The organism is Streptomyces sp. NPDC006207 (genome assembly GCF_040613835.1).
In the GTDB taxonomy this organism is placed as follows: Bacteria; Actinomycetota; Actinomycetes; order Streptomycetales; family Streptomycetaceae; genus Actinacidiphila.
Genome location: NZ_JBEXSX010000100.1, coordinates 1 through 26,023 on the forward strand (window position 1 = coordinate 1; position 26,023 = coordinate 26,023).

The window sequence follows — 26,023 nt, forward strand, 5'->3', positions numbered from 1 at the left end:
CTCGGGCGGGTCGGACAGCCCGTGCTTCTTCAGCTGCTGGACCACGGTCGGGAAGAACTTGGGCGGCACCGAGAGGTAGAAGGCGAAGTTGCCGCCGGTACCGCGGGCCTTGTCCAGTTCGTCGACCGTGCCGCGCAGCTTCTCGAAGGCCTGGTCGTCGTCGAAGTCGCCGGGGACGAACCGCATCCCCTCGGAGAGCTGCTGCCAGACCTCCTCGCGGAAGGGGGTGCGCGCGTGCTCCTTGACGGAGTCGTGGACGACCTGCGCGAAGTCCTCGTCCGCCCAGTCGCGGCGGGCGAAGCCGACGAGCGAGAAGCCCGGCGGCAGCAGCCCGCGGTTGGCCAGGTCGTACACGGCAGGCATCAGCTTTTTACGTGACAAATCGCCCGTGACGCCGAAGATCACCAGGCCCGACGGTCCCGCGATGCGCGGGAGCCGTCGGTCCGATGCGTCACGCAGCGGGTTGGCGCTGCTCAACGTGCTTACGCCTCCTTCGGCGCCAGGCGCTTGAGCTCGGCCTCGGTCGAGCCCAGCAGCTCGTTCCAGGACGCCGCGAACTTCTCGACGCCCTCGTCCTCCAGCAGCTGGACGACGTCGTCGTACGAGATGCCGAGCGCGGCGATCGCGTCCAGCTCGCCCTGGGACTGCTCGTACGTGCCGCGGATGGTGTCGCCGGTGACCTCACCGTGGTCGGCCACCGCGTCGAGCGTGGCCTCGGGCATGGTGTTGACGATGCCCGGGGCGACCAGCTCGGTCACGTACAGGGTGTCGGGGTAGGACGGGTCCTTCACGCCGGTGGAGGCCCACAGCGGACGCTGCTTGTGCGCGCCCTCGTGCTCCAGCGCCTGCCAGCGGTCGGAGGAGAAGACCTCCTCGTACGCCTGGTAGGCGAGCCGGGCGTTGGCGACGGCGGCCTTGCCCTTGAGGGACTTGGCCTCGTCGCTGCCCAGCTTCTCCAGGCGCTTGTCGATCTCGGTGTCCACCCGCGAGACGAAGAAGGAGGCCACCGAGCGGATCAGGGAGAGGTCCAGGCCCGCGGCCCGGGCCTTCTCCAGGCCCGCCAGGTAGGCGTCCATGACCTCGCGGTAGCGCTCCAGGGAGAAGATCAGCGTGACGTTGACGCTGATGCCCCGGCCGATCACCTCGGTGATGGCCGGCAGGCCCGCCTTGGTGGCCGGGATCTTGATCAGGGTGTTGGGCCGGTCAACCAGCCAGGCGAGCTGCTTGGCCTCGGCGATGGTGGCGGCGGTGTTGTGCGCCAGACGCGGGTCGACCTCGATGGACACCCGGCCGTCCTGGCCGCCGCTGGCGTCGTACAGCGGGCGCAGCACGTCGGCGGCGTCGCGCACGTCAGCGGTGGTGATCATGCGCAGGGCCTCGTCCACCGTCAGCTTCCGGGCGGCGAGGTCGGTGAGCTGCTGCTCGTAGCCGTCCCCGCTGGAGATCGCCTTCTGGAAGATCGAGGGGTTGGTGGTGACACCGACCACGTGGCTCTGGTCCATGAGCTCGGCCAGGTTGCCGGAGGTGATCCGCTTGCGGGACAGGTCGTCGAGCCAGATCGCCACGCCCTCGTCGGAGAGGCGCTTGAGTGCGTCTGTCATGGGTTCTGCATCTCCTCGGTACGTCGTATGGGTCCGTGCGTCAGCGTGCGGCGGCGGCGAGCGAGTCGCGCGCTGCGGCGGCCACGGCCTCCGCGGTCAGACCGAACTCGCGGTAGAGGACCTTGTAATCGGCGCTTGCCCCGAAGTGCTCCAGGGACACGATCCGGCCCGCGTCACCGACGAAACGGTGCCAGGTCAGCCCGATGCCGGCCTCGACGGCGACCCGCGCCCGCACGTTCGGCGGGATGACGCTGTCGCGGTAGGCCTGGTCCTGCTCCTCGAACCACTCCACGGACGGCATGGAGACCACGCGCGCCGGGATGCCGTCGGCCTGCAGCTGCTCGCGGGCCTCGACGGCCAGCTGCACCTCGGAGCCGGTCGCGATCAGGATCACCTGAGGCTGGCCGCCCTCGGCGTCGAACAGCACGTACCCGCCCTTGGCCGCGTCCTCGTTCGCCGGGTAGGTCGGCACGTTCTGCCGGGTCAGCGCCACGCCGTGCGGGGCGGGCTTGGCCGTGTGGCGGCGCAGGATCTCCGCCCAGGCGATCGCCGTCTCGTTGGCGTCGGCCGGCCGGACGACGTTGAGGCCGGGGATGGCGCGCAGCGCTGCCAGGTGCTCGATCGGCTGGTGGGTCGGGCCGTCCTCGCCCAGGCCGATGGAGTCGTGCGTCCAGACGTAGGAGACCGGCAGCTTCATCAGCGCCGCCAGGCGGACCGCCGGGCGCATGTAGTCGGAGAACACCAGGAAGGTGCCGCCGTAGACGCGGGTGTTGCCGTGCAGCGCGATGCCGTTCATGGTCGAGCCCATGGCGTGCTCGCGGATGCCGAAGTGCACGGTGCGGCCGTACGGGTTCGCCTCCGGCAGCGGGTTGTCCGCCGGGAGGAACGAGGACGAGGCGTCGATGGTGGTGAGGTTCGAGCCCGCCAGGTCGGCGGAGCCGCCCCACAGCTCGGGGATCACGCCGCCCAGCGCCTTCAGCACCTCACCGGAGGCCTTGCGGGTGGCGACGTCCTTGCCCGCGGGGAACTCCGGGACGACGTCCTCCCAGCCGGCCGGGAGCTCGCCGGCGTGGATACGGTCGAAGGTCCTGGCCCGCTCCGGGTTGGCGGAGCGCCACTCCTCGAACCGCTTGGTCCACTCCGCGTGGGCCTCGCGGCCGCGGTCGGCGACCTTGCGTGCGTGCGCCAGCACCTCGGGGACGACCTCGAAGTCCTGCTCGGGGTCGAAGCCCAGCACCTTCTTGGTGGCCGCGACCTCGCTGTCGCCCAGTGCCGAGCCGTGGGCGGCCTCGGTGTTCTGCGCGTTCGGGGCGGGCCAGGCGATGATCGTGCGGGCCGCGATGATCGAGGGGCGGTCGGTGACGGCCTTGGCCTTCGCGAAGGCGGCGTACAGGGCCTGGACGTCGAAGTCGCCCGAGGGGTCCTGCTCGATGCGCTGCACGTGCCAGCCGTAGGCCTCGTAGCGCTTCAGCACGTCCTCGGAGAAGGCGGTCGCGGTGTCGCCCTCGATCGAGATGTGGTTGTCGTCGTAGAGGGCGATCAGATTGCCCAGCTTCTGGTGCCCGGCCAGCGAGGACGCCTCGGCGGAGATGCCCTCCTCCAGGTCGCCGTCGGAGACGATCGCCCAGATGGTGTGGTCGAAGACCGACTCGCCCGGCGCCGCGTCCGGGTCGAACAGGCCGCGCTCGTAGCGGGCGGCCATCGCCATGCCCACCGCGTTGGCGACACCCTGGCCCAGCGGGCCGGTGGTGGTCTCCACACCCGTCGTGTGACCGTGCTCGGGGTGGCCGGGGGTGCGCGAGCCCCAGGTGCGGAAGGCCTTGAGGTCCTCCAGCTCCAGGCCGTACCCCGAAAGGAAGAGCTGCGTGTAAAGCGTCAGGGACGTGTGTCCCGGCGAGAGGACGAAGCGGTCGCGACCGGTCCACCCGGCGTCCGAGGGGTCGTGCCGCATCAGCTTCTGGAACAGCAGGTAGGCCGCGGGGGCGAGGCTCATCGCCGTACCCGGATGGCCGTTGCCGACCTTCTGCACGGCATCCATCGCCAGAACCCGGGCGGTGTCAACCGCACGCCTGTCAAGCTCGGTCCACTCCAGCTCGGTGGTGGTCGGCTCGGTGCTCACCTGAGAGGGCTCCTCTCCACATGTATTACGCCGGTGACGAAGTGCACACCGGGCGTTGCCGAGCCTACCCCTGCACGTACGTGCACCTATTCGAGTGCGGGCTCGACGCCTGCGGCAACCGATCCCCGGGCAGCCACATTCCCTCCCCGGCACCGGTGGTGTCACCAGCGTGCCCCGGTCAGCGTTTCTTCGCCTGTTGAACACAGAACACCTTCAGGTTGCGCCTCTCTTGCGCTATGGAGGCCAACACGTGCCACCCCCGAGCGCGGGTGGAGTATCCGCTACGTCTAAAGTGGCGTGGTACGCGCAAGCGGAGCCGCTTGCTGGACTTTTCCTCAGGGGTGTTCGTGACGGCCGTCGAATCCCGGCCCGCCGGAGCCATCGGATCGAGCCATCGCCACCGGCCGTTCGGTGCCCGTGTGATGGCGTTCGTGGCGCTGACCAAGCCGCGCATCATCGAGCTGCTGCTCATCACGACGGTTCCGGTGATGTTCCTTGCGGCGGGTGGTGTGCCCGACCTCTGGCTGGTCGCGACGACCATGATCGGCGGCTACATGTCGGCGGGCGGCGCGAACGCCCTCAACATGTACATCGACCGTGACATCGACGCGCTCATGCACCGTACGGAGCAGCGCCCGCTGGTGACCGGCATGGTCGCGCCGTGGGAGTGCCTGGTCTTCGGCATCACGCTTTCGGTGGTTTCCACCGCCTGGTTCTGGGTGCTCGTCAACCCGCTGTCGGCGGCGCTGTCCCTCACGGCCATCCTCTACTACGTCTTCGTCTACACCCTCGGCCTCAAGCGCCGCACGGCCCAGAACATCGTCTGGGGCGGCATCGCGGGCTGCATGCAGGTGCTCATCGGGTGGTCGGCGGTGCGGGACGAACTGGCCTGGGCGCCGTTCGTCCTCTTCCTCGTCCTCTTCTTCTGGACGCCGCCGCACTACTGGCCGCTGTCGATGAAGGTGAAGGACGACTACGCGCGCGTCGGCGTGCCCATGCTGCCGGTCGTGGCGGGCAACGTCGTGGTGGGCCGGCAGATCGTCATCTACAGCTGGGTGATGGTGCTGGTCTCGCTCACCCTGTGGTGGCCGCTCGGCGCGGCGGGCTGGTTCTACGCGGCCGCCGCCGTGCTGCTGGGCGCCTTCTGGCTGGTCGAGGCGCACGCCCTGTACGGGCGGGCGAAGGCCGGTGTGGTCGGCGCCAAGCTGAAGGAGATGCGGCTGTTCCACTGGTCGATCACCTACGCGACGCTGCTGTTCGTCGCCGTCGCCGTGGACCCCTTCCTGCGCTGATTACCGGCGGGTAGCATTCCCTTCATGGCAGAGACCCAGGAAGCAGTCACCCAGGCCGCGGACCGCCGGGCCGCGGCCCGTGCCGAGCGCCGCGCCGCCCGCCTGGCGAAGCAGATCACCGCGTTCGCCAAGAGCCACGGCGGCGGCGCCGAGGGCCAGATCGCGTACATCGGCGAGGTCGGCACCCGCATCGTGCTCGTCGGCGAGAACGGCGAGTGGGGCGACCTGGTGGCGCCCACGTACGACATCGCCCGCAGCGCCGTCGAGCGCTCCGGGATCACGGTGCACGAGTCCTTCGACGGCGACCTGGCGGCCAAGGTGCGCACCGGCCGCTACGAGTGGTCGCGGATGGCCGGGATCCAGATCGGCGGACGCGCCAACACCTGACGCCGGGCCCGCCCGTTAGGACCACCATGGGAGTGGTCCGGTCGACCGGACGGGCCGGTACGAGGAGGCGTCGGTGGAGACCGAGGAACGGGACGAACGGCGGCTGACGGCCCGCCGGGAAGCGGCGCGGCTGTCCGCGGAGGGCGTGCGCGCGGTCGCCGTCAGCTGGGTCGACAACGCGGGCATCAGCAGGGCCAAGACCGTGCCGCCCGCCCGGCTGCCGCACGCCGCGCACCGCGGGGTGGGCATGTCGCCGGTCTTCGACGTCTTCACCTCCGACGACGCCATCACCTCCTCCCCGCACATCGCCGGCCCCGACGGTGACCTGCGTCTCTTCCCCGACCTGGACCGCCTCACCGTGCTGGCCGCCCGCCCCGGCTGGGCCTGGGCCCCGGCCGACCGCTACGACCAGGAAGGCCGCCCGCACCCCGCCTGCCAGCGGCTGTTCGCCCGGCGCATGACGGAGCGGGCCGCCGAGCGCGGCCTGGAGCTGCGGATGGGCTTCGAGACCGAGTGGGTCGTGGTCAAGGACGACGGCAGCGGCGACTGGGCCTCCCGCGGCCCGGCCTACGGCCTGACGCGGGTGACCGAACTCTCGGACTACCTGCTCGACCTGCACGACGCGCTCGCCGCGCAGCGCATCGAGGTGCTGCAGGTGCACCCCGAGTACGCGCCCGGCCAGTTCGAGGTCTCCACCGCGCCCGCCGACCCGGTGCGCGCCGCCGACGAGGTCGTCCTCGTCCGCGAGACCGTACGCGCCGTCAGCGCCGCCCACGGCCTGCGCGCCTCCTTCGCCCCGACCGTCGTCGCCGGGCAGGTAGGCAACGGCTGCCACCTGCACCTGAGCCTGCGCGAGCACGGGCACAACCTGCACCGCGACCCCAGCACCCCGTACGGCCTGGCGCCCGCCGCGAACACCTTCCTGGCGGCCGTGCTCGACGCCCTGCCCGCCCTCTGCGCCATCGGCGCCCCGTCCCCGGCCAGCTACCTGCGGCTCGTCCCCTCCCACTGGGCCGGCGTGCACCGCTGCTGGGGCGTGGAGAACCGCGAGGCGGCGCTGCGCCTGGTGCCGGGCGAGTCCGACGACCCCGACGGCGGCCACGCCGAGCTCAAGCCGTTCGACGCGGCGGCCAACCCCTATCTCCTGGTCGGCTCCGTCATCGCGGCGGGCCTGGCCGGCCTGCGCGACGGCGCGGGAACGCTGCCCCCTCCGGTCAGCGGCGATCCCGGCGAGCGCGGCGACCAGAAACGGCTGCCGACCTCGCTCAGCGAGGCCGTCTCGCACCTGGTGCGCAGCGGGACGCTGAAGGAGGCGCTGGGGGAGGCGCTGTTCGGCGCGGTGGTCGCGGTGCGGCGCGCCGAGTCCGAGGCTTTGGCCGAGTACGGTCCCGCCGAGCTCGCGGAGGCCACCCGGTGGCGCTGGTGATCGAGCTGCCGCCGCTGGTCGACCACCACTGCCACGGCGTCGTCCGCGGCGAGCTCGGCATCGCGGCCTTCGAGGGGTACCTCACCGAGTCCGACGCGCCCGCGGCGCCCGGCACCACCTACTTCGACACCCAGACCGGCTTCGCCGTGCGCCGCTGGTGCCCGCCGCTGCTCGGCCTGGAGCCGCACTGCCCGCCGGCGAGCTACCTCGCACGGCGCCGTGAGCTCGGGTCGCACGAGACCACGCACCGGCTGCTGCACGGCAGCGGCATCGGCACGTACGTCGTCGACACCGGACTGACGGGCGACCTGACGACGCCCGCGGAGCTGGCCGCGGCGGGTGGGGGAGCGCAGCGGGAGATCGTGCGGCTGGAACGGCTCGCCGAGGACGTCGCCGGGACCTGCGACTCGCCCGGGGCCCTGGTCGAGGGCATCGCCGAGGCGGTCCACGCCGCCGCGCGCACCGCCGCCGGCTTCAAGTCGATCGCCGCCTACCGCCACGGACTGGGCCTGGCCCCGGAGCCCCCGGCGCCCGGTGAGGTGCGGCACGCCGCCGGGGCGTGGCTGGACGCGCGGCGCGCCGGCGGCACCCGGCTCGACCACCCCGTCCTGCTGCGGCACCTGCTGTGGACGGCCGTCGCGACCGGGCTGCCGCTGCAACTGCACACCGGATTCGGCGACCCGGACCTGCGGCTCGACCACGCCGATCCGGCGCTGCTGACGGACTTCGCCCGGGCGACCGCGGGCACGGGGATCGCCCTGGTGCTGCTGCACTGCTACCCGTACCACCGTCAGGCGGCCTACCTGGCGAACGTCTTCCCCCACGTGCACGCGGACGTGGGTCTGGCCCTCACCCATGTGGGGGCACGGGCGGGCGCGGTCCTCGCGGAGTTCCTGGAGCTGGCGCCGTTCGGGAAGCTGCTGTTCTCCACGGACGCCTACGGGCTGCCCGAGCTGTACGTGACCGGCGCCGAGGTCTTCCGCGGCGCGGTGCGCGACGTGCTGGGCGGCTGGGTCGCGGACGGTGCCTGGTCGGCGGCCGACGCCCGGCGCGTCGCGGCCATGGTGGCCGCGGACAACGCGCGACGGCTGTACCGGCTCGGCTGACCGGGCCGGTGGCGGCTAGGCGGCCGGCGCGGGCTCGGGGGCGGCTGCGACGGCCTCGGTCACCGGCGCCTCGCCGGGCTCGGTCTCCGGCCGCTCCCGCATCGACAGCAGCACCCGCAGCACCGCGATCCACACCAGCGTCGAGCCGAGCATGTGGAGGGCCACCAGCACCTCGGGCAGCTTCGTGAAGTACTGGACGTAGCCGATGACGCCCTGCGCCAGCAGCACGATCAGCAGGTCCCGCACCCGGGCCCGCGGTCCCCCGGGGGCGTCGACGGCGCGCAGCACGAACCACAGCGCGATCGCCAGCCCGCACACCACCCACGCCAGGTCGGCGTGGAGCTGCGAGATGGTCTCCCACTTCACCGGGACGCGCGGCACATCGCTGCTGTCGCCCGCGTGCGGCCCCGCCCCCGTCACGAGCGTGCCGACCGCGATGAGCGCCGCGGAGGCGGCGACCAGCACCCACGCCAGCTGCCTGACCGGCTTGCCGACCAGGGGGCGCGGTCCCGCGTCGCCCTCGCCGGCCCGCTGCCACATCAGCAGCGCGACGGCGATCAGCGCGCTGGAGAGCAGGAAGTGCGCGGCGACGGTGTACGGGTTGAGACCGGTCAGGACGGTGATGCCGCCGAGTACGGCGTTGCCCATGACGACCCAGAACTGGGCCCAGCCCAGCCGGGTCAGCCCGCGCCGCCACGGCTCCGCGGCCCGCGCGGCGATGATCGCCCAGCCGACGGCCGCGCACAGCACGTAGGTCAGCATGCGGTTGGCGAACTCGATCGCCCCGTGCAGCCCCATGGCGCCGGTCGCGGTGAGGCTGTCGTCGGTGCACTTGGGCCAGGTCGGGCAGCCGAGACCGGAACCGGTCAGCCGGACGGCGCCGCCGGTCACCACGATGACGACGCTCATCACGAGCGCGGCCAGCGCGGCCCGCCGGACCGTCTCGGGGGACGGGGTCCAGCGCTGGGCGATGAAGGCCAGGGGGTTTCGCACGGCTTGGCCTGCTTGGCTGAGATTCGGCACGGCCACCATCGTAGGGGCCCCCTTGTGCATTCCTTCACGAGGGGGACGCCCAGGGGAGGGGACGGGGACAGAAGCGGCGTCGACCAGCGGAAGGACGCCGGCTTCGCCCACTACGGGGACCGCGTCATTCCCACCTGAACCAGCGCGCCGCCGCGCCGAGCCCCAGCACCGCCCACACGGCAAGGATCCCGAGGTCGCCCCAGGGCACGCCCGCGCCGTGCTGGAGGACGTCGCGCAGACCGTCCGACAGGGCCGAGATCGGCAGCAGTTCCAGGACGGAGCGCGCAGCGCCGGGGAACCTGTCGAGCGGCACGATCACCCCGCCGCCGACGAGCAGCAGCAGGAAGACCAGGTTCGCGGCGGCGAGCGTGGCCTCGGCGCGGAGTGTGCCGGCCATCAGCAGGCCGAGGCCGGAGAAGGCCGCCGTGCCCAGGGCGAGCAGCAGGAGCACCGAGAGCGGGTTGCCGTGCGGCGACCAGCCCAGGGCGAACGCGATCACGGTGAGCAGGACGACCTGGAGGATCTCGGTGACCAGCACGGAGCCGGTCTTGGCGGTCATCAGCGCCCAGCGCGGCAGCGGCGACGCACCGAGCCGCTTGAGCACGCCGTAGCGCCGCTCGAAACCGGTGGCGATGGCCTGGCCGGTGAAGGCGGTGGACATCACGGCCAGCGCGAGGACGCCGGGGGCCAGGAAGTCGACGGCCTTGCCGGCGCCGGTGTCGACGATGTCGACGGCGCTGAAGAGCACCAGCAGCAGCGTGGGGATGACGACGGTCAGCAGCAGCTGCTCGCCGTTGCGCAGCAGCATCCGGGTCTCCAGTGCCGTCTGCGCGCCGATCATCCGGGGCAGCGGGGCCGCGCCGGGGTCGGGGGTGAAGGTGCCGGTGGCGGTCACGAACGCAGCTCCTTGCCGGTGAGCTCCAGGAAGACGTCCTCCAGGGTGCGCCGCTCGACCGCGAGGCGGTCGGGCATCACGCCGTGCTGGGCGCACCAGGAGGTGACGGTGGCCAGCATCTGCGGATCGACCTTGCCCTCGATGCGGTAGCTGCCCGGGGTGAGCTCCACGGCGGCGGAGTCGGCGGGCAGTGCCTTGAGCAGCGAGGCGAGGTCCAGGCCCGGGCGGCCGTTGAAGCGCAGGGTGTTCTCCGCGCCGCCGCGGCACAGTTCCTCGGGGGTGCCGCTCGCTATCACGCGGCCCTTGTCGACGATCGCGACGTCGTCCGCGAGCTGCTCGGCCTCGTCCATGAAGTGCGTGGTCAGGACGACGGTGACGCCGTCGGCGCGCAGCTCGCGCACCAGCTCCCAGGTGGCGCGGCGGGCCTGCGGGTCCAGTCCGGCCGTCGGCTCGTCCAGGAACACCAGCTCCGGGCGGCCCACGACGGCCATCGCGAGCGCCAGACGCTGCTGCTGGCCGCCGGAGAGCCGGCGGTACGGGGTACGGCCGCAGGACTCCAGGCCGAGCCGTTCGATCAGCAGCGCGGGGTCGAGGGGGTGGGCGTGCAGCTTGGCGGTGTGCCGCAGCATCTCCTCGGCGCGGGCACCGGCGTACACGCCGCCGGACTGCAGCATCACGCCGATCCGGGGCCGCAGCGCGGCGGTCTCCCGTACCGGGTCGAGCCCCAGCACGCGGACCCGGCCCCCGTCGGGACGGCGGTACCCCTCGCAGGTCTCGACGGTCGTGGTCTTGCCGGCTCCGTTGGGTCCGAGCACGGCGGCCACGGTGCCCCGGGCGACGGTCAGGTCGAGCCCGTCCACCGCGGTCTTGGGGCCGTATCGCTTGACCAGTCCGGTCACCTCGACCGCGGGGTCCATTCGCATGACGGGAAGTCTACGAACCCCCGGGGCGCGCTCCGCCGGGAGGGCGGCGCCCGATGCCGCCGCCGCCGGTCGCGGCGGGCGGGGGCCGGGTCCCGGGCACCGGCGAAGATCGTTTCCGCAGGTCAGGTTAGGTTTCCCTAAGTGATGCAGCAGACATCCGCCCGGGGGACCGCCGCTTGCCTCTCCGAGATGAATTACGCAACACTGGTCTTGTGAAAAACGTGTCCGAGGCTCAGGAGGAGCAGACGACCGGGGAGCGGAGCACCCGCAACCGGGTCGCCAGGTCCGTCCTGGTCCACGGGCCGTCGACCGCCGCCGACCTGGCGGAACGGCTCGGGCTGACCCAGGCGGCCGTACGTCGCCACCTGGACGCGCTCCTTGCCGAGGGCATGGTGGAGCCGCGTGAGAAGCGGGTGTACGGGAACCGCGGCCGCGGCCGCCCGGCCAAGGTGTTCGCGCTGACCGACTGCGGCCGCGACGCCTTCGACCAGGCCTACGACCAGCTCGCCGCCGACGCCCTGCGCTGGATCGCCGAGTCCGCCGGAGGCGGGGAGGAGGGCGACGCCGCGGTGTCCGCCTTCGCCCGCGCCCGGGTCGCCGCGCAGGCCGAGCGCTACCGGGCGGTCGTCGAGGCGGCCGACCCCGAGGAGCGCACGCAGGCGCTCGCCAAGGCCCTCAGCCAGGACGGGTACGCTGCCACCACGCGCGGCGCGCCCGCCTCCGCCGGGGAGCAGCTCTGCCAGCACCACTGCCCGGTGGCCCACATCGCCGAGCAGTTCCCGCAGCTGTGCGAGGCGGAGGCCGAGGTCTTCTCGCGCCTGCTCGGCACCCATGTACAACGGCTGGCGACCATCGCGCACGGAGACGGTGTCTGCACCACCTTCGTGCCGAAGACCGCGTCGCCGGCCGGAACCACCGCACCGACCAACACCGCAAGCAACGCCGGGAGGAACCCCGCATGACTGCCCCCCTGGAGACGGCTCACCCTGAACTCGAGGGTCTGGGCAACTACGAGTATGGCTGGGCCGACTCGGACGTAGCCGGTGCCGCCGCCCGTCGAGGTCTGAGCGAGGACGTCGTCCGCGACATCTCCGCGAAGAAGGACGAGCCCGAGTGGATGCTCAAGCTGCGTCTCAAGGGCCTGAAGCTCTTCGGGAAGAAGCCCATGCCCACCTGGGGCTCGGACCTGTCCGGCATCGACTTCGACAACATCAAGTACTTCGTGCGGTCCACGGAGAAGCAGGCGGAGTCCTGGGAGGACCTGCCCGAGGACATCAAGAACACCTACGACAAGCTGGGCATCCCCGAGGCGGAGAAGCAGCGGCTGGTCGCGGGTGTGGCCGCGCAGTACGAGTCGGAGGTCGTCTACCACCAGATCCGCGAGGACCTGGAGGAGCAGGGCGTCATCTTCCTGGACACCGACACGGCGCTGAAGGAGCACCCGGAGCTGTTCCAGGAGTACTTCGGCACGGTCATCCCGGCGGGTGACAACAAGTTCGCCTCCCTGAACACCGCGGTGTGGTCCGGCGGCTCCTTCATCTACGTGCCGAAGGGCGTGCACGTCGAGATCCCGCTGCAGGCCTACTTCCGGATCAACACCGAGAACATGGGCCAGTTCGAGCGGACGCTGATCATCGTCGACGAGGACGCCTACGTCCACTACGTCGAGGGCTGCACGGCGCCGATCTACAAGTCGGACTCCCTGCACAGCGCCGTGGTCGAGATCATCGTGAAGAAGGGCGGCCGTTGCCGCTACACGACGATCCAGAACTGGTCAAACAACGTGTACAACCTGGTCACCAAGCGCGCCGTGGCGTACGAGGGCGCGACCATGGAGTGGGTCGACGGCAACATCGGCTCCAAGGTGACGATGAAGTACCCGGCCGTCTACCTGATGGGCGAGCACGCCAAGGGCGAGACGCTGTCGATCGCCTTCGCGGGCGAGGGCCAGCACCAGGACGCCGGCGCCAAGATGGTGCACATGGCGCCGAACACCTCCTCCTCGATCGTCTCCAAGTCGGTGGCCCGCGGCGGTGGCCGCACCTCCTACCGCGGCCTGATCGAGATCGGCGAGGGCGCCGCCGGCTCCAAGTCGAACGTGCTGTGCGACGCGCTGCTGGTGGACACGATCTCCCGCTCGGACACCTACCCGTACGTGGACGTCCGCGAGGACGACGTGTCGATGGGCCACGAGGCGACCGTCTCCAAGGTCAGCGAGGACCAGCTCTTCTACCTCATGAGCCGCGGCCTGGAGGAGACCGAGGCGATGGCCACCATCGTCCGCGGCTTCGTGGAGCCGATCGCGCGCGAGCTGCCCATGGAGTACGCGCTGGAGCTCAACCGGCTGATCGAGCTGCAGATGGAGGGCGCGGTCGGCTGACGCCCGGCTGCTCCGTCCACCACGAACCGATGCCCCTGCAGGGCCGTGAGCGAGCCAACGGGCGCGCCGCTTCCGAAAGTGACGAGACCAAGCGAGGAACGAGCGCAGTGTCGAGGAACGTCGGAAGCGGATTCGAGCGCCCGGAGGCGAGCGAGCACACATAGGCAGAAAGAGGCAGTAAGACAGCCATGGCTGAAACCATCCCGGCCGCCGGTGCCACCACCGAAGGCGCCATCCAGGTCGGCCAGCCCCGGGACGCCCGGGTCAGCGCGCCCGCGTCCTACGACGTGGCCGACTTCCCCGTGCCGAACGGCCGCGAGGAGGAGTGGCGCTTCACCCCGCTGGAGCGGCTGCGCGGTCTGCACGACGGCACCGCCGTCGCGACCGGTGGCGGCGTCAAGGTCGAGGTGAACGCCCCCGCGGGCGTCACCGTCGAGACCGTCGGCCGGGACGACGCCCGGGTCGGCAAGGCGGGCAAGCCGGTGGACCGGGTCGCCGCCCAGGCCTACAGCTCCTTCGAGAAGGCGTCGGTCATCTCCGTCCCCAAGGACGCGGTGCTTACCGAGCCGGTGCGGATCTCGGTGCACGGCCAGGGCGGGGTCGCCTTCGGCCACCAGGTCGTCGAGGTCGGCGCCTTCGCCGAGGCGGTCGTGGTCATCGACCACACCGGTGACGCCGTCGTCGCGGCCAACGTCGAGTACCTGATCGGTGACGGCGCCAAGCTGACCGTCGTGTCGATCCAGGACTGGGACGACACCGCCGTGCACGCGGCCCAGCACACCGCGCTGGTCGGCCGCGACGCGACCTTCAAGTCCGTCGTGGTCACCTTCGGCGGCGACGTCGTGCGGCTGCACCCGCGGGTCGTCTACGGCGCCCCGGGCGGCGAGGCCGAGCTCTACGGCCTGTACTTCACCGACGAGGGCCAGCACCAGGAGCACCGCCTCTTCATCGACCACGACACTCCGCACTGCCGGTCCAACGTGGCGTACAAGGGCGCGCTGCAGGGCCGGGACGCGCACGCGGTGTGGATCGGCGACGTGCTCATCCGCGCCGAGGCCGAGGGCACCGACACCTACGAGCTCAACCGCAACCTGGTGCTCACCGACGGCGCCCGGGTCGACTCGGTGCCGAACCTGGAGATCGAGACCGGCGAGATCGTCGGCGCCGGTCACGCCTCGGCGACCGGCCGCTTCGAGGACGAGCAGCTGTTCTACCTGATGGCCCGCGGCATCCCGGCCGACGAGGCCCGCCGGCTGGTCGTCCGCGGCTTCTTCGCCGAGCTGATCCAGCAGATCGGCGTCGCCGACCTGCAGGAGCGCCTGCTGGAGAAGATCGACGCGGAACTGGAGGCGTCCGTCGTATGACCGCCGCCGAAGGTTTCGTCCGCGCCTGCGCGCTGAGCGAGCTCGAGGAGGACACGCCCAAGCGTGTCGAGCTCGGTGGCGTTCCGGTGTCGGTCGTGCTCACCGAGGGCGAGGTGTTCGCGATCAACGACATTTGCTCGCACGCGAACGTCTCCCTGTCCGAGGGCGAGGTGGAGGACTGCCAGATCGAGTGCTGGCTGCACGGCTCCTCCTTCGACCTGCGGACCGGCAAGCCGTCCGGGCTGCCCGCGACGCGGCCCGTCCCCGTATACCCCGTTCAGATCCAAGGGGACGATGTGCTCGTCTCCGTCACCCAGGAGTCCTGAGACACCCATGGCAACGCTTGAGATCCACGACCTGCACGTCTCCGTCGAGGCCGAGGGCGGTCCGCGGGAGATCCTCCGCGGTGTCGACCTGACCGTGAAGCAGGGCGAGACCCACGCCATCATGGGCCCGAACGGCTCCGGCAAGTCGACCCTGGCCTACTCGCTCGCCGGGCACCCGAAGTACACCATCACCGGTGGCACCGTGACCCTGGACGGCGAGGACGTGCTGGCCATGTCCGTCGACGAGCGGGCCCGGGCGGGCGTCTTCCTGGCCATGCAGTACCCGGTCGAGGTCCCCGGCGTCTCCGTCTCCAACTTCCTGCGCACCTCGGCCACCGCCATCCGCGGCGAGGCTCCGAAGCTGCGCACCTGGGTGAAGGAGGTCAAGGAGGCCATGGAGCGCCTGCACATGGACCCCTCCTTCGCCGAGCGCAACGTCAACGAGGGCTTCTCCGGCGGTGAGAAGAAGCGCCACGAGATCCTCCAGCTCGAACTGCTCAAGCCCAAGATCGCGATCCTCGACGAGACCGACTCGGGCCTGGACGTCGACGCGCTGCGCATCGTCTCCGAGGGCGTCAACCGGGTGCGCGAGAGCGGTGAGGTCGGCACCCTGCTGATCACCCACTACACGCGCATCCTGCGCTACATCAAGCCCGACCACGTCCACGTCTTCGCCGCGGGGCGGATCGCCGAGTCCGGCGGCCCGGAGCTGGCGGACAAGCTGGAGGCCGAGGGCTACGAGGCCTATGTGAAGGGAGGCGCGTCCGCATGACATTGCAGCTGCCGGGCCTGCTGGACACCGAGGCGATCCGCAAGGACTTCCCGGTGCTGGACCGGCTGGTCCACGACGGTAAGAAGCTCGTCTACCTGGACAACGCGGCGACCTCGCAGAAGCCGCGCCAGGTCATCGACGCCCTCAGCGAGTACTACGAGCGCTACAACGCCAACGTCCACCGCGGTGTGCACACGCTCGCCGAGGAGGCCACGGCGCTGTACGAGGGCGCCCGTGACAAGGTCGCCGCGTTCGTCAACGCCCCGAGCCGCGACGAGGTGATATTCACCAAGAACGCCTCGGAGTCGCTGAACCTGGTCGCCAACATGCTGGGCTGGGCCGACGAGCCCTACCGCGTGGACAGCGAGACCGAGATCGTCATCACGGAGATGGAGCACCACTCCAACATCGTCCCGTGGCAGCTGCTCTCGCAGCGCACCGGCGCGAAGCTGAAGTGGTTCGGCCTGACCGACGACGGCCGGCTCGACCTGAACGACATCGAGCAGGTCATCACCGAGAAGACGAAGATCGTCTCCTTCACGCTCGTCTCCAACATCCTGGGCACGGTCAACCCGGTCGAGGCCATCGTGCGCCGCGCCCAGGAGGTCGGCGCCCTGGTGCTGATCGACGCCTCGCAGGCCGCGCCGCACATGGTGCTGGACGTGCAGGCGCTGCAGGCCGACTTCGTGGCCTTCACCGGCCACAAGATGCTCGGCCCGACGGGCATCGGCGTGCTGTGGGGCCGCCAGGAGCTGCTGGAGGACCTCCCGCCGTTCCTGGGCGGCGGCGAGATGATCGAGACCGTCTCGATGCACGAGTCGACGTACGCGCCCGCGCCGCACAAGTTCGAGGCGGGTACGCCCCCGATTGCCCAGGCCGTCGGTCTCGGCGCGGCCGTGGACTACCTGAGCGCCATCGGCATGGACAAGATCGCCGCGCACGAGCACGCGATCACCGAGTACGCGCTGAAGCGGCTGAAGGAGGTGCCCGAGCTGAAGATCATCGGCCCGGACACCCCCGAGGGCCGCGGCTCCGCGATCTCCTTCACCCTGGGCGACATCCACCCGCACGACGTGGGCCAGGTCCTGGACGAGCAGGGCATCGCCGTGCGCGTCGGCCACCACTGCGCGCGGCCGGTCTGCCTGCGGTACGGAATTCCCGCGACCACACGAGCGTCGTTCTATCTGTACTCCACTCCGGCCGAGGTCGACGCCTTGGTCGAGGGCCTGGAGCACGTACGGAACTTCTTCGGCTGAGGGACGGACGGCGAAGCCTGTGAAGCTGGATTCGATGTACCAGGAAGTTATCCTGGACCACTACAAGAACCCGCACGGCCGCGGCCTGCGCGACGGTGACGTCGAGGTGCACCACGTCAACCCGACGTGCGGCGACGAGATCACGCTGCGCGTCAAGCTCGACGGCACGTCCATCCGGGACATCAGCTACGAGGGCCAGGGCTGTTCCATCAGCCAGGCCAGTGCCTCCGTGCTCAACGAACTGCTCGTCGGCCGCCAGGTCGACGAGGCCGTGAAGGTCCAGGAGGTCTTCCTGGAGCTGATGCAGTCCAAGGGCAAGCTGGAGCCCGACGACGCGATGGAGGACGTGCTGGAGGACGCGGTCGCGTTCGCGGGCGTCTCGAAGTACCCGGCGCGCGTCAAGTGCGCGCTGCTGAGCTGGATGGCGTGGAAGGACGCCACCGCCCAGGCACTGGGCGATGGCGCGGTCAGGGAGTCCGCATGAGCGAGAACGCAGAAGTGACGACGACGAAGCCGGCGAGCGAGGAGGAGATCCGTGAGGCCCTCTACGACGTCGTCGACCCCGAACTGGGCATCGACGTCGTCAACCTCGGCCTGATCTACGGCATCCACATCGACGACAGCAACGTCGCGACCCTCGACATGACGCTCACGTCGGCGGCCTGCCCGCTGACCGACGTCATCGAGGACCAGGCGAAGTCGGCCACCGACGGCATCGTCAACGACCTGAAGATCAACTGGGTCTGGATGCCGCCGTGGGGCCCCGACAAGATCACCGACGAGGGCCGCGACCAGCTGCGCGCGCTCGGCTTCAACGTCTGACCCGCACGGGACCACGACCGCGGGACGCCGCTCCGGGGAGGAGCGGCGTCCCGCGGTCGTATTTTCGTTTGCGGGGGTTCCCCCGGGTCGGTGAGTCTCCGCGCATGAGCAGTCATTTCGCCGCCATCGGACTCGGCGTGACCGACCGGGACTCCTTCCGTTCACTCGTCGTCGGGCTCCTCGAACGCGCGGACACGCAGCACGTCGAGGGTGAGCTGAGGCGGCACGTGTGGACGGGCGCCGGAGGCGCCAGGGTCGTCATCGAGACGCAGGGGCGCTCGATCGCCCAGGTGCTGCTCTGCCTGGCGCCCGCCGAGCCGGTGCCGGTGGCCCGCGTGGCGCTGGTGGACGAGGAGACCGCCCGGCTCGAACTGCTGGACCGTCCCGGCGGGACGATGCTGTGCCCGCTCGCGGTGGAGCTGGAGGACCGCGCCGTGCTGCGCTCCCGGGGCGGTACGGCCCCCGAGGGCGAACTGCGCCTCGCCGCGCTCGCGGAGCGGCTCACCCTCCACACCGGGGGCAGGCAGGCGTACGACGCCGCGCAGGAGGAGGGCGAGATCGGTTTCGCGCCCGACTACCTCCTTCCCTTCGGCCTGTTCGCGCCCGAGGGGGCGGGCGAGGACTGGGTGCCCTCGGCGCACGCGGCGTTCGCCGGGGAGGTCCTGCTCGCCGAGGTCCACGAAGGCGGGGCAGGGGGCGGCCGCTTCCACTGGCTGCGGGTGCGCACCATCGGCGGCCACGAGGTCGATGTCGCCGTGGCCGGCGAGGAGTTGACGGACACCCCGGCCCCGGGGCACTGGGTGGACGGGGAGTTCTTCCTGACGGATTCGCTGGGCCTGGCGCCGGCGCCGGACACCGCCCGGAAGCGGTGGTGGCCGCGCCGGTCCTGAGGGGCCCGCCATGCGTACGAGCGTACACATCGATGTGTACGCTCGTACGCATGGCATACGCATTGCTGGGCGGGGCGATCCTCGCCGAAGTGCTCGGTACGACGTCCATGAAGTACAGCGACGGCTTCACCAAGCTGTGGCCCTCCCTCGGCACCACCGCCGGCTACCTGATCGCCTTCGCGCTGCTCGCGCAGACGCTCAAGTCGATGTCCGTGGGCACCGCCTACGCGATATGGGCCGGAGTCGGCACCGCGGCCATCGCCGCCATCGGCATGGTCTTCCTCGGCGAGGCGGCCACCGCCGCCAAGCTGACGGGGATCGCCCTGGTCATCGCCGGGGTGGTCGTCCTCAACCTCGGCGGCGCCCACTGATGGCCCGCCGGTACGACCCGGAGCGGCGGCAGCGCATCATCGACGCCGCGATCCGCGTCGTCGGCGAGCGCGGCATCGCCGGGCTGAGCCACCGGGCCGTCGCCGCGGCGGCCGACGTCCCGCTCGGCTCGACCACGTACCACTTCGCCACCCTCGACGACCTGCTGGTGGCCGCGCTGCGGCAGTGCAACGAGGTCTTCTTCCGGGAGGTCGGGGAGCGCGCCCTGCTCGGCTCGCCCGGCGCCGACCTCGCCGCGGAACTGGCCCGGTTCGTCGAGGAGACGGTCTCCCGGGACCGTCCGCGTGCGCAGCTGGAGTACGAGCTCTACCTCGCCGCGCTCCGCCACGATGCCGTACGCCCGGTCGCCGCGGAGTGGGTGGACCACATGGCCGCGCTCCTCACCCGGTGGACCGACCCGGTCACCGCCCGCGCGCTGGCCGCCCTCACCGACGGGATGTGCCTGCAGGCACTGCTGACCGGCCGCGACATCGACCGGGAGGAGGCCCGCGAGGTCTTCGCCCGGATCATCGGCACCTGTGACCGGGTTCGCTGACCTATACCGGCCGCGACCTGATCCGGCATCCTCACGCGCCGCATTCACGCCTTCACGTGATCGATTCTTGTAGAGCGTCGATCGGAGGGCAGTATGAAACAGGCGATGAAGGACATACCGAGGGTGGTGTGGCTCCTGGCCAGCGGCATGTTCTTCGTGGCGGCGGTGAGCTTCACCTTCGTCTACCTCTTCGTCTACCTGACCGGACCGCGGGGGCTCAGCACCTCCCAGGCAGGACTCATCGCCGGTGTGGGCGGCGTCGGCATGGTCGCCGGCAACTTCACCGGCGGCTGGTTCGGCGACCGCTTCGGGCACCGCCGCACCCTGATCACCGGCATGGTCGTGTCCGGTCTCGGCCTGGCGGCCCTGCCGCTGACGCCGACCGCCGCCCTCGCGGTGGTCTTCCCGGTCGCCCAGTACGCCACCGGCATCACCCGGGCCTCCAACTCGGCGCTCATCGCCTTCTCCGTGCCCGAGGGCTCCCGCCGTCAGGGCTTCGCCCTGCTGCGCTTCATGGCGAACCTCGGCGTCACCGTGGGCCCGCCGCTCGGTGCGCTGATCGCCACGACGATCTCGTACGACTGGCTGTTCGTGGCCGACGGCCTCGGCATGCTCTTCTTCGGTGTCTACGCGCATTTCATCCTGCCGGCGAACGGCAACCACCGGCCCAAGGGCGAGGCATCGCCCGACGCGCCCGGCCTGTGGACCGCGCTGCGCGCCCGGCCCGCCGTCCTGGTGCTGCTCGTCGCGATCCTGGTCGCCGACACCATCTACCGCCAGCAGTACTCCACCCTGCCCGTGTACCTGAAGGACCACGGCATCGGCACGGGCGTCTACGGCGCCCTCATCGCCATCAACGGCGCGCTGGTGATCCTCCTCGAACTCCCGGTCACCATCGCCCTGCGCCGGCGCGCCCCGCTGCCGATCATCGGCCTCGGCGTGATCCTGGTCGGGCTCGGCTTCGCCGCGCTGACCACCGGCGGATGGTACGTCGCGGCCGCCGTCGCGATGATGATCCTGCTGACCGTGGGCGACATCCTCTACAAGTCGCCGTCCACCGCCTACGTGGCCGACAACGCCCCCGACCACCTGCAGGGCCGCTTCCAGAGCATGTACGCCGGCGCGTCCATCAGCGGCGTGGTGCTGGCCGCCCCGCTCGGCGGCGTGCTCTACGAGCACGCGCCGGGCGCGCTGTGGCCGCTGTGCGCGGTGCTCGGCGTCATCGCCGGCGCGGCCGTACTCGGTGCCCAGCGGCTGCCGGGCGTACGGGACGCGGCCGCCGAACCGGACGCGGTCAAGGCCGCGACGCAGTCCTGACCGCCTCGAGCGCCTCCGCCACGCTCGCCGTGATGTCCGTGACCGGGTAGAACACCCGCCGGACCACCCGGTCCGCGCCGACCACCAGCGTCAGCCGCTTCAGCCGTACCGCGCCGCCCGCGCGGAAGGTCGGCAGCCGCAGCGCCGCGGACAGGGTCAGCTCCGCGTCCGACAGCAGCGGGAAGCGCAACCGCTCCCGCTCGGCGAACTCCGCCTGCTCGTCCGGACGCTGGGTGCTCACCCCGTGCACGGCCGCGCCCGCCGCGGTGAACTCCGCCTGCCGGTCCCGGTAGGTGCAGGACTCCAGCGTGCAACCCGCCGCACCCGGGATGTCGCCCCAGCCCGGGGGGTAGGACGCGGGCCGCGCGTAGGCGCCGGGGAAGCAGTAGAGGACCGTGAACGGGCGGTCCGCGGCCACCGGGTCGCGGAGTTCGCCGTCCGGGCCCGCGGGGAGCAGCAGCGCGGGCACGCGGGTCCCCGTCAGCGCGTGCACGCGCTCCGCCTCCCGTGAGCCGTCCGGTGCGGTGCCGGTGGTCGTGCCGTCGCCCAGCACCCACTGGTCGCCCCAGTCCTGGAGGGCGATCAGCACCGGCAGCAGCGCCCGGCCGCGCGGGGTGAGCCGGTACGCGTGGCGCACGGGGCGGTCCTGGTACGGCTCACGGGCCAGCACGTCCGCGTCGACCAGCAGGCGCAGCCGCTCGGCCAGCACCTTGCGGGAGACACCGAGTTCGCGCTGCAGGTCGTCGAAGCGGTCCACGCCGCGGGCGGCGTCCCGCACGATCAGCAGCGTCCACCAGTCGCCGACCACGTCGAGGGCCTGGGCGATGGAGCAATTCGCGTCACCGAGTTCTGTGCGGCGGGCCATGCCGCTATCCTGCCAGCCGGGAGTGAGTTTCCAAAAGGAACTCACTGGGCGGAGGAGGGGGTACGGGCATGCGCGAGGTGCCCAGGGTCGTCTGGTTGCTGGCCGCCGGGGTCTTCACGAACGCGGTCGTGAGCTTCACGTTCGTCTACCTCTTCGTCTGGCTGACCTCGGTACGGGGCCTGCCCGTCCCGGAGGCCGGGCTGATCGCCGGCACGGGCGGGGTGGGCCTGGTCGCCGGCAACTTCACCGGCGGCTGGTTCGGCGACCACCTCGGGCACCGCCGCGTCCTGCTCGCCGGGTCCGCCGTCTCCGGCGCCGGACTCGTCCTGCTGCCCGCCCTGCCGACCGCCGCGCTGCTGCCCGTCCTGCTGCTCGCGCAGTACGCGTCCGGCACCGTGCGGGCCGCCAACTCCGCGCTCGTCGCCGTCTCCGTCCCCGAGGGCGCGCGCCGCCAGGGTTTCGCCGTGCTGCGCTTCGCCTCCAACGCGGGCTTCACCGTGGGGCCGCCGCTCGGCGCGCTGCTGGCCGCCCGCACCTCGTACACCTGGCTCTTCGTCGCCGACGGCCTCGGCACCCTGCTCTTCGCCGGCTACGCCGCCCGCGCGCTGCCCGCCCAGGGCGCCCGCCGGGCCCGTGCCGTCCGCGCCGCCGGCGCCGACGGGTTGTGGGCGGCACTGCGCGCCCGGCCCGCCGTCGTGGTGCTGCTGGCGACGGTCCTGGTCACCGACACCGTCTACCGGCAGCAGTACTCCACCCTGCCCGTCTGGCTCGCCGACCACGGCATCGGCACCGCCGCGTACGGCCTGCTCATCGCCGTCAACGGAGGCGTCATCCTCTGCCTGGAGATCCCGGCCACCGTCGCCCTGCGCCGCCGCCCGCCGCTGCCGATCATCGGCACCGGGCTCGTCCTCGTCGGCGCCGGCTACGCCGCCCTGGCCGGCGGCCCGTACATCGCCGCCGCGGTCACGATGATGCTGCTTCTCACGGCGGGGGAGATCCTCTACAAGACCACCGCCACCGCCTACGTGGCCGACAGCGCCCCCGACCACCTGCAGGGCCGCTTCCAGTCCCTGTACGCAGGCGCCTCGGTCAGCGGTACCGTCCTCGCCCCGCCCCTCGGCGGCGGCCTGTACGAGGCCGCGCCCGGCGCGCTGTGGCCGGTCTGCGCGGTGCTGGCCGCGCTCAGCGGGGCGGTGCTGCTGGCGGCCGCCGCTCGGTGGCGGCGCGGCTCCGGGTCCGCCGACGCGGGTGCGCGGGACACCGGATCGGCCGGGGCCGAGGCGGGCGGGCGCCGGCGTTCCGGATGGCGGGCCGGTTGGGCAAGTGCGGGACGCAACGACTAGCGTTCGACACATGACTGAAACGACCGCCACCTCTCGCGCCACCGGTGCCGTTGCCGCAGGCCTCGCCACGATCGCCGCCGACGGCACCGTCCTCGACACCTGGTTCCCCGCGCCCGAGCTCGTGGCGGCGCCCGGCCCCGCCGGGACCGAACGGCTCTCCGCCGAGCAGGCCGCCGAGCTGCTGGGAGACGCCGCCCCCAAGGCCCTGGGGCCGGACCCGCGCCGCGGCGTCGAGGTCGTCGCCGTACGCACCGTCATCGCCTCGACCGACGACAAGCCGCTCGACGCGCACGACGCATACCTGCGGCTGCACCTGCTGAGCCACCGCCTGGTGAAGCCCAACGGCCAGAACCTGGACGGCATCTTCGGCCTCCTGGCCAACGTCGCCTGGACCTCCATCGGGCCCGTCCCCGTCGGCGACATCGAGCGCGCCCGCCTCGCCGCCCGCGCCGAGGGGCTGCACCTGTCGGTCTACGGCGTGGACAAGTTCCCGCGCATGACGGACTACGTCGTCCCCGCCGGCGTCCGCATCGCCGACGCCGACCGCGTCCGCCTCGGCGCGCACCTCGCGTCCGGCACCACGGTGATGCACGAGGGCTTCTGCAACTTCAACGCCGGCACGCTGGGCACCTCCATGGTCGAGGGCCGCATCAGCCAGGGCGTCATCGTCGGCGACGGCTCCGACATCGGCGGCGGTGCCTCGATCATGGGCACCCTCTCCGGCGGCGGCAAGGCGGTCGTCTCCATCGGTGAGCGCTGCCTCCTCGGCGCCGAGGCCGGCATCGGCATCTCCCTGGGCGACGACTGCGTCGTCGAGGCCGGCCTCTACGTCACCGCGGGCACCCGGGTCTCCCTCCCCGACGAGACCATCGTCAAGGCCAAGGAGCTCTCCGGCGCCAACAACCTCCTCTTCCGCCGCAACTCCATCACCGGCGCGGTCGAGGTCCTCCAGCGCACGGGCTCGTGGGGCGGGCTGAACGAGATCCTGCACAGCCACAACTGACCGCCGGCGGCCGTGACCTGCGGCTGTCTTTTCGATCAACGTCCTGATCCGCTGCTGAGCTGTCGGCAGTTGTCGACGTTGGTCATCGCCGAGCGCCCTTCCACGGCCCGAGGACGGCCCGGGAGGGCGCTCGTGCAGGAGCCCCGCTCCAGGAGTTCGATCCGGGCGCCGTCCGGCGGTACCACCGTGTGGTCGGGACGAGCCTGCGGGGCCCAGCGACTCTCCCGGCCACGCTCGCGCGGGAGCGCCCCGCAGCGGGTGGCTGCGGGGCGCATACCGGGTACTAGTCGACCATCTGCCCGTCGTACGTGCCGCCCTTGCAGGTGTTGGTCGCCCAGTCGACCGTTCCGCCGCCCTGCTCGCACTCACCCGGGGTGGGGCTGGCGGTGGTGGCGGCGGTGGCTGCGGTGGCGGTGGCGGCGCCGGTGAGGCCGAGTCCCGTGAGGGCTGCCGTGGCGATGACGGCGGCGAGGATTCGTCGAATGCGCATGTGGTTCCCCTTTCACGCATTGCCTCGGTTCGGACACTAGTCAGCTTGATCTTCACCCATGTGGGTGGCACGTCACGATGCGCCATTCGGGTGACGGCGCTGTCGGGTGCGGGGCCTGATTCGGCGCGTGCGGGAGGGCCGGGGCCGCGCTGGTGGAGTTGGGCGTGGTCGAGCAGCGGGATCACGCGGTCATGGAGGTGGCCGCGGGCGCCCCGGTGGTCGAGGTCGCGGCACGTCATGGGGTCTCGCGGAACGACGCGACGTCACGACTGTCGGGCGGCTATGACCCGAATTTCGTCCATTGCCCTTCGGAGACCACCTCGACGGAGCCGTCGACGACCTGGATGGCCGTCTGTTCGTCGATGGCGTAGGCCGGGACGCCGATGTCGGCGGCCCAACGCTCCGCGTCAGCCGGGGTGTTCGTTGGGAAGGCGTCCAGGTGCGGGAAGATCGAGAAGTCGACGACTCCCAGAGTGCGGTCGTCCGGCGCGGACGCCCACTCGACGAAGTACGCTCCGATCCGGGGCGTCATCACCATGCTTCCGGCGCTCACTCCCACCCAGACCGTGTCGGGCAGCGAAGGCAGCAGATCGGCCAGCCCGGACTCCCGCATCCAGTGGCACAGGTACGTCGCGTCGCCGCCGTCGACCAGGAGCACGTCGGCCTCCCGGACCCAGGGGACCCATCGTTCTGCGCCGATGGTGGGCAGTGCGGTGAGTTCGAGGACGCCGAGTGACGCCCAGCCGAGGCCGGTCAGGTGCTGCCACCGGGGCTCGGCGGCTACGAGGCCCCGCACCGATGTCGGCCCGCACATCGGGTGACCCCATTGTGCTGTCGGGATGCAGAGGGCGTGGCACTCGGCGATCGGCTTGCCGAGGAGCTTGACGAGCGCCGTGTGGATGCTCGGGTTCGTGACGCCGCCTGACGTGAGCAGGAGCTTCAAGGTGCCTCCAAATTCGCGTGCGGAAGGTGGATGTACCTGAAGACCCGAGACCGTGCTGGAACTCATCGCAGTCCGGGCGACCTCTTCAGAGGCCCTTCAGGTCGCCGGGGCTCTCGGCTCGTCCTCCGGCTGCCATCGACGTTCATGGGACACCCTGAACCGGTGGCGGCGGCCTTGGCCGACGTGACGAGCGCCCCCCGCGGGAGGGCGCTCGCGCGTTGAGGGAGCTGTGCCTCGTATGCGTCAGATCGCCTCGCCCTAGGCCGTGTCGTCAAATGCCCGCCTGCCCCGCGGCGCCTGGCACGGCACTCCCCCAGCCTTCGGCCGGGGGTGCCCCCACGCTGCGTTGTCGAATCGTCCGAGTAGCCCACTACGAGGACGACTCGCCGCCTTGCGATGCACCGCACCAGACGCCGCTGGGCCCGCCCTTCGGGCGGCCGGCGCTCATTTGACGACACGACCTAGGTGTATTGCCTTGTGAGGTTGGGGACGCGGCTGGCGGGTGGTTTGCCGTTCAGCGCGGTGTGTCCGCGGTGGTGATTGTAGGTGTGCAGC

26 protein-coding genes and 1 pseudogene are annotated in these 26,023 nt (G+C 71.5%); 18 read left to right on the forward strand and 9 right to left on the reverse strand.

The annotated features are described in order from the left end of the window. The 3 genes and pseudogenes from ABZ312_RS42520 to tkt form a co-directional block, all read right to left on the reverse strand. Nucleotides 1-477, reverse strand: a pseudogene (locus ABZ312_RS42520) (glucose-6-phosphate dehydrogenase); the annotation flags it as partial. A gap of 5 nt (nucleotides 478-482) precedes the next feature. Next, entirely contained in the window at nucleotides 483-1,601 is a 1,119-nt protein-coding gene (tal, locus tag ABZ312_RS42525) for a transaldolase (protein WP_500327240.1), read from the reverse strand. Nucleotides 1,602-1,641: 40 nt separating this feature from the next. Beyond that, on the reverse strand, nucleotides 1,642-3,720 hold the full coding sequence (tkt, locus tag ABZ312_RS42530) for a transketolase (RefSeq protein WP_500327242.1): 2,079 nt from the start codon (nucleotides 3,718-3,720) through the stop codon (nucleotides 1,642-1,644). A 347-nt stretch (nucleotides 3,721-4,067) separates the two neighbouring features. Here tkt and ABZ312_RS42535 point away from each other — a divergent pair, with 347 nt between their 5' ends. The 4 genes from ABZ312_RS42535 to ABZ312_RS42550 all read left to right on the forward strand — a co-directional run bounded on the left by ABZ312_RS42535 (nucleotide 4,068) and on the right by ABZ312_RS42550 (nucleotide 7,931). Beyond that, on the forward strand, nucleotides 4,068-5,012 hold the full coding sequence (locus ABZ312_RS42535; protein ID WP_500327244.1) for a heme o synthase: 945 nt from the start codon (nucleotides 4,068-4,070) through the stop codon (nucleotides 5,010-5,012). A 24-nt stretch (nucleotides 5,013-5,036) separates the two neighbouring features. Further along, entirely contained in the window at nucleotides 5,037-5,399 is a 363-nt protein-coding gene (locus ABZ312_RS42540) for a hypothetical protein (RefSeq protein ID WP_499511226.1), read from the forward strand. A 73-nt stretch (nucleotides 5,400-5,472) separates the two neighbouring features. After that, entirely contained in the window at nucleotides 5,473-6,825 is a 1,353-nt protein-coding gene (locus ABZ312_RS42545) for a glutamine synthetase family protein (protein ID WP_500327246.1), read from the forward strand. After that, nucleotides 6,822-7,931 (forward strand): amidohydrolase family protein, encoded by a 1,110-nt coding sequence (locus ABZ312_RS42550; protein WP_500327417.1) that lies wholly within the window; start codon nucleotides 6,822-6,824, stop codon nucleotides 7,929-7,931. Before ABZ312_RS42545 ends, ABZ312_RS42550 begins: the two co-directional genes overlap by 4 nt. A gap of 15 nt (nucleotides 7,932-7,946) precedes the next feature. Here ABZ312_RS42550 and ABZ312_RS42555 read toward each other — a convergent pair whose 3' ends face one another. The 3 genes from ABZ312_RS42555 to ABZ312_RS42565 all read right to left on the reverse strand — a co-directional run bounded on the left by ABZ312_RS42555 (nucleotide 7,947) and on the right by ABZ312_RS42565 (nucleotide 10,772). Beyond that, nucleotides 7,947-8,963, reverse strand: a complete 1,017-nt coding sequence (locus tag ABZ312_RS42555) for a COX15/CtaA family protein (protein WP_500327248.1) — start codon at nucleotides 8,961-8,963, stop codon at nucleotides 7,947-7,949. 115 nt (nucleotides 8,964-9,078) lie between these two features. Then, a complete protein-coding gene (locus ABZ312_RS42560; protein WP_500327419.1) occupies nucleotides 9,079-9,795 on the reverse strand; it encodes an ABC transporter permease in 717 nt (238 codons plus the stop codon). Between the two features lie 50 nt (nucleotides 9,796-9,845). Continuing rightward, entirely contained in the window at nucleotides 9,846-10,772 is a 927-nt protein-coding gene (locus ABZ312_RS42565; RefSeq protein WP_500327250.1) for an ABC transporter ATP-binding protein, read from the reverse strand. A gap of 212 nt (nucleotides 10,773-10,984) precedes the next feature. Here ABZ312_RS42565 and ABZ312_RS42570 point away from each other — a divergent pair, with 212 nt between their 5' ends. From ABZ312_RS42570 to ABZ312_RS42625, 12 genes are all read left to right on the forward strand, one after another. Continuing rightward, entirely contained in the window at nucleotides 10,985-11,734 is a 750-nt protein-coding gene (locus tag ABZ312_RS42570) for a helix-turn-helix transcriptional regulator (protein ID WP_500327251.1), read from the forward strand. After that, entirely contained in the window at nucleotides 11,731-13,152 is a 1,422-nt protein-coding gene (sufB, locus tag ABZ312_RS42575) for a Fe-S cluster assembly protein SufB (RefSeq protein WP_499511221.1), read from the forward strand. Before ABZ312_RS42570 ends, sufB begins: the two co-directional genes overlap by 4 nt. A 188-nt stretch (nucleotides 13,153-13,340) precedes the next feature. Then, complete coding sequence (gene sufD / locus ABZ312_RS42580; protein ID WP_499511220.1) at nucleotides 13,341-14,516, forward strand: Fe-S cluster assembly protein SufD; 1,176 nt, start codon at nucleotides 13,341-13,343, stop codon at nucleotides 14,514-14,516. Next, a complete protein-coding gene (locus tag ABZ312_RS42585; RefSeq protein WP_396348051.1) occupies nucleotides 14,513-14,842 on the forward strand; it encodes a non-heme iron oxygenase ferredoxin subunit in 330 nt (109 codons plus the stop codon). Before sufD ends, ABZ312_RS42585 begins: the two co-directional genes overlap by 4 nt. A gap of 7 nt (nucleotides 14,843-14,849) precedes the next feature. After that, nucleotides 14,850-15,614: a Fe-S cluster assembly ATPase SufC gene (gene sufC, locus ABZ312_RS42590; RefSeq protein ID WP_500327254.1), complete on the forward strand. Its 765-nt coding sequence runs from the start codon at nucleotides 14,850-14,852 to the stop codon at nucleotides 15,612-15,614. Further along, the gene (locus ABZ312_RS42595) at nucleotides 15,611-16,870 is read left to right on the forward strand and encodes a cysteine desulfurase (protein WP_500358951.1); all 1,260 of its coding nucleotides are present in this window, start codon (nucleotides 15,611-15,613) and stop codon (nucleotides 16,868-16,870) included. The genes sufC and ABZ312_RS42595 overlap by 4 nt, the downstream gene beginning before the upstream one ends. A 19-nt stretch (nucleotides 16,871-16,889) precedes the next feature. Next, the gene (sufU, locus tag ABZ312_RS42600) at nucleotides 16,890-17,354 is read left to right on the forward strand and encodes a Fe-S cluster assembly sulfur transfer protein SufU (protein WP_326576995.1); all 465 of its coding nucleotides are present in this window, start codon (nucleotides 16,890-16,892) and stop codon (nucleotides 17,352-17,354) included. After that, a complete protein-coding gene (locus ABZ312_RS42605; protein ID WP_018560667.1) occupies nucleotides 17,351-17,692 on the forward strand; it encodes a metal-sulfur cluster assembly factor in 342 nt (113 codons plus the stop codon). Before sufU ends, ABZ312_RS42605 begins: the two co-directional genes overlap by 4 nt. Nucleotides 17,693-17,796: 104 nt before the next feature. Then, on the forward strand, nucleotides 17,797-18,582 hold the full coding sequence (locus ABZ312_RS42610; RefSeq protein ID WP_500358952.1) for a hypothetical protein: 786 nt from the start codon (nucleotides 17,797-17,799) through the stop codon (nucleotides 18,580-18,582). A gap of 50 nt (nucleotides 18,583-18,632) precedes the next feature. Continuing rightward, on the forward strand, nucleotides 18,633-18,953 hold the full coding sequence (locus ABZ312_RS42615; protein WP_500327259.1) for a DMT family transporter: 321 nt from the start codon (nucleotides 18,633-18,635) through the stop codon (nucleotides 18,951-18,953). Continuing rightward, nucleotides 18,953-19,507, forward strand: a complete 555-nt coding sequence (locus tag ABZ312_RS42620) for a TetR/AcrR family transcriptional regulator (RefSeq protein ID WP_500327260.1) — start codon at nucleotides 18,953-18,955, stop codon at nucleotides 19,505-19,507. Before ABZ312_RS42615 ends, ABZ312_RS42620 begins: the two co-directional genes overlap by 1 nt. 105 nt (nucleotides 19,508-19,612) lie before the next feature. Then, nucleotides 19,613-20,824, forward strand: a complete 1,212-nt coding sequence (locus tag ABZ312_RS42625) for an MFS transporter (RefSeq protein ID WP_500327261.1) — start codon at nucleotides 19,613-19,615, stop codon at nucleotides 20,822-20,824. Here the strand turns inward: ABZ312_RS42625 and ABZ312_RS42630 are convergent. Beyond that, entirely contained in the window at nucleotides 20,802-21,689 is an 888-nt protein-coding gene (locus tag ABZ312_RS42630; RefSeq protein WP_500327262.1) for a winged helix-turn-helix transcriptional regulator, read from the reverse strand. The genes ABZ312_RS42625 and ABZ312_RS42630 overlap by 23 nt on opposite strands. A 68-nt stretch (nucleotides 21,690-21,757) precedes the next feature. Between ABZ312_RS42630 and ABZ312_RS42635 the strand changes: the two genes are divergently transcribed. Continuing rightward, nucleotides 21,758-23,032, forward strand: coding sequence for an MFS transporter (locus tag ABZ312_RS42635; protein ID WP_500327263.1), 1,275 nt, complete (start codon nucleotides 21,758-21,760; stop codon nucleotides 23,030-23,032). Between the two features lie 10 nt (nucleotides 23,033-23,042). Further along, nucleotides 23,043-24,035 (forward strand): 2,3,4,5-tetrahydropyridine-2,6-dicarboxylate N-succinyltransferase, encoded by a 993-nt coding sequence (gene dapD / locus ABZ312_RS42640; protein ID WP_499511210.1) that lies wholly within the window; start codon nucleotides 23,043-23,045, stop codon nucleotides 24,033-24,035. A 283-nt stretch (nucleotides 24,036-24,318) separates the two neighbouring features. Here the strand turns inward: dapD and ABZ312_RS42645 are convergent, their stop codons facing one another. Further along, a complete protein-coding gene (locus tag ABZ312_RS42645; protein ID WP_500327265.1) occupies nucleotides 24,319-24,525 on the reverse strand; it encodes a hypothetical protein in 207 nt (68 codons plus the stop codon). Nucleotides 24,526-24,805: 280 nt separating this feature from the next. Next, nucleotides 24,806-25,468 (reverse strand): Type 1 glutamine amidotransferase-like domain-containing protein, encoded by a 663-nt coding sequence (locus ABZ312_RS42650; RefSeq protein ID WP_500327266.1) that lies wholly within the window; start codon nucleotides 25,466-25,468, stop codon nucleotides 24,806-24,808. Nucleotides 25,469-26,023 lie beyond the last annotated feature (555 nt).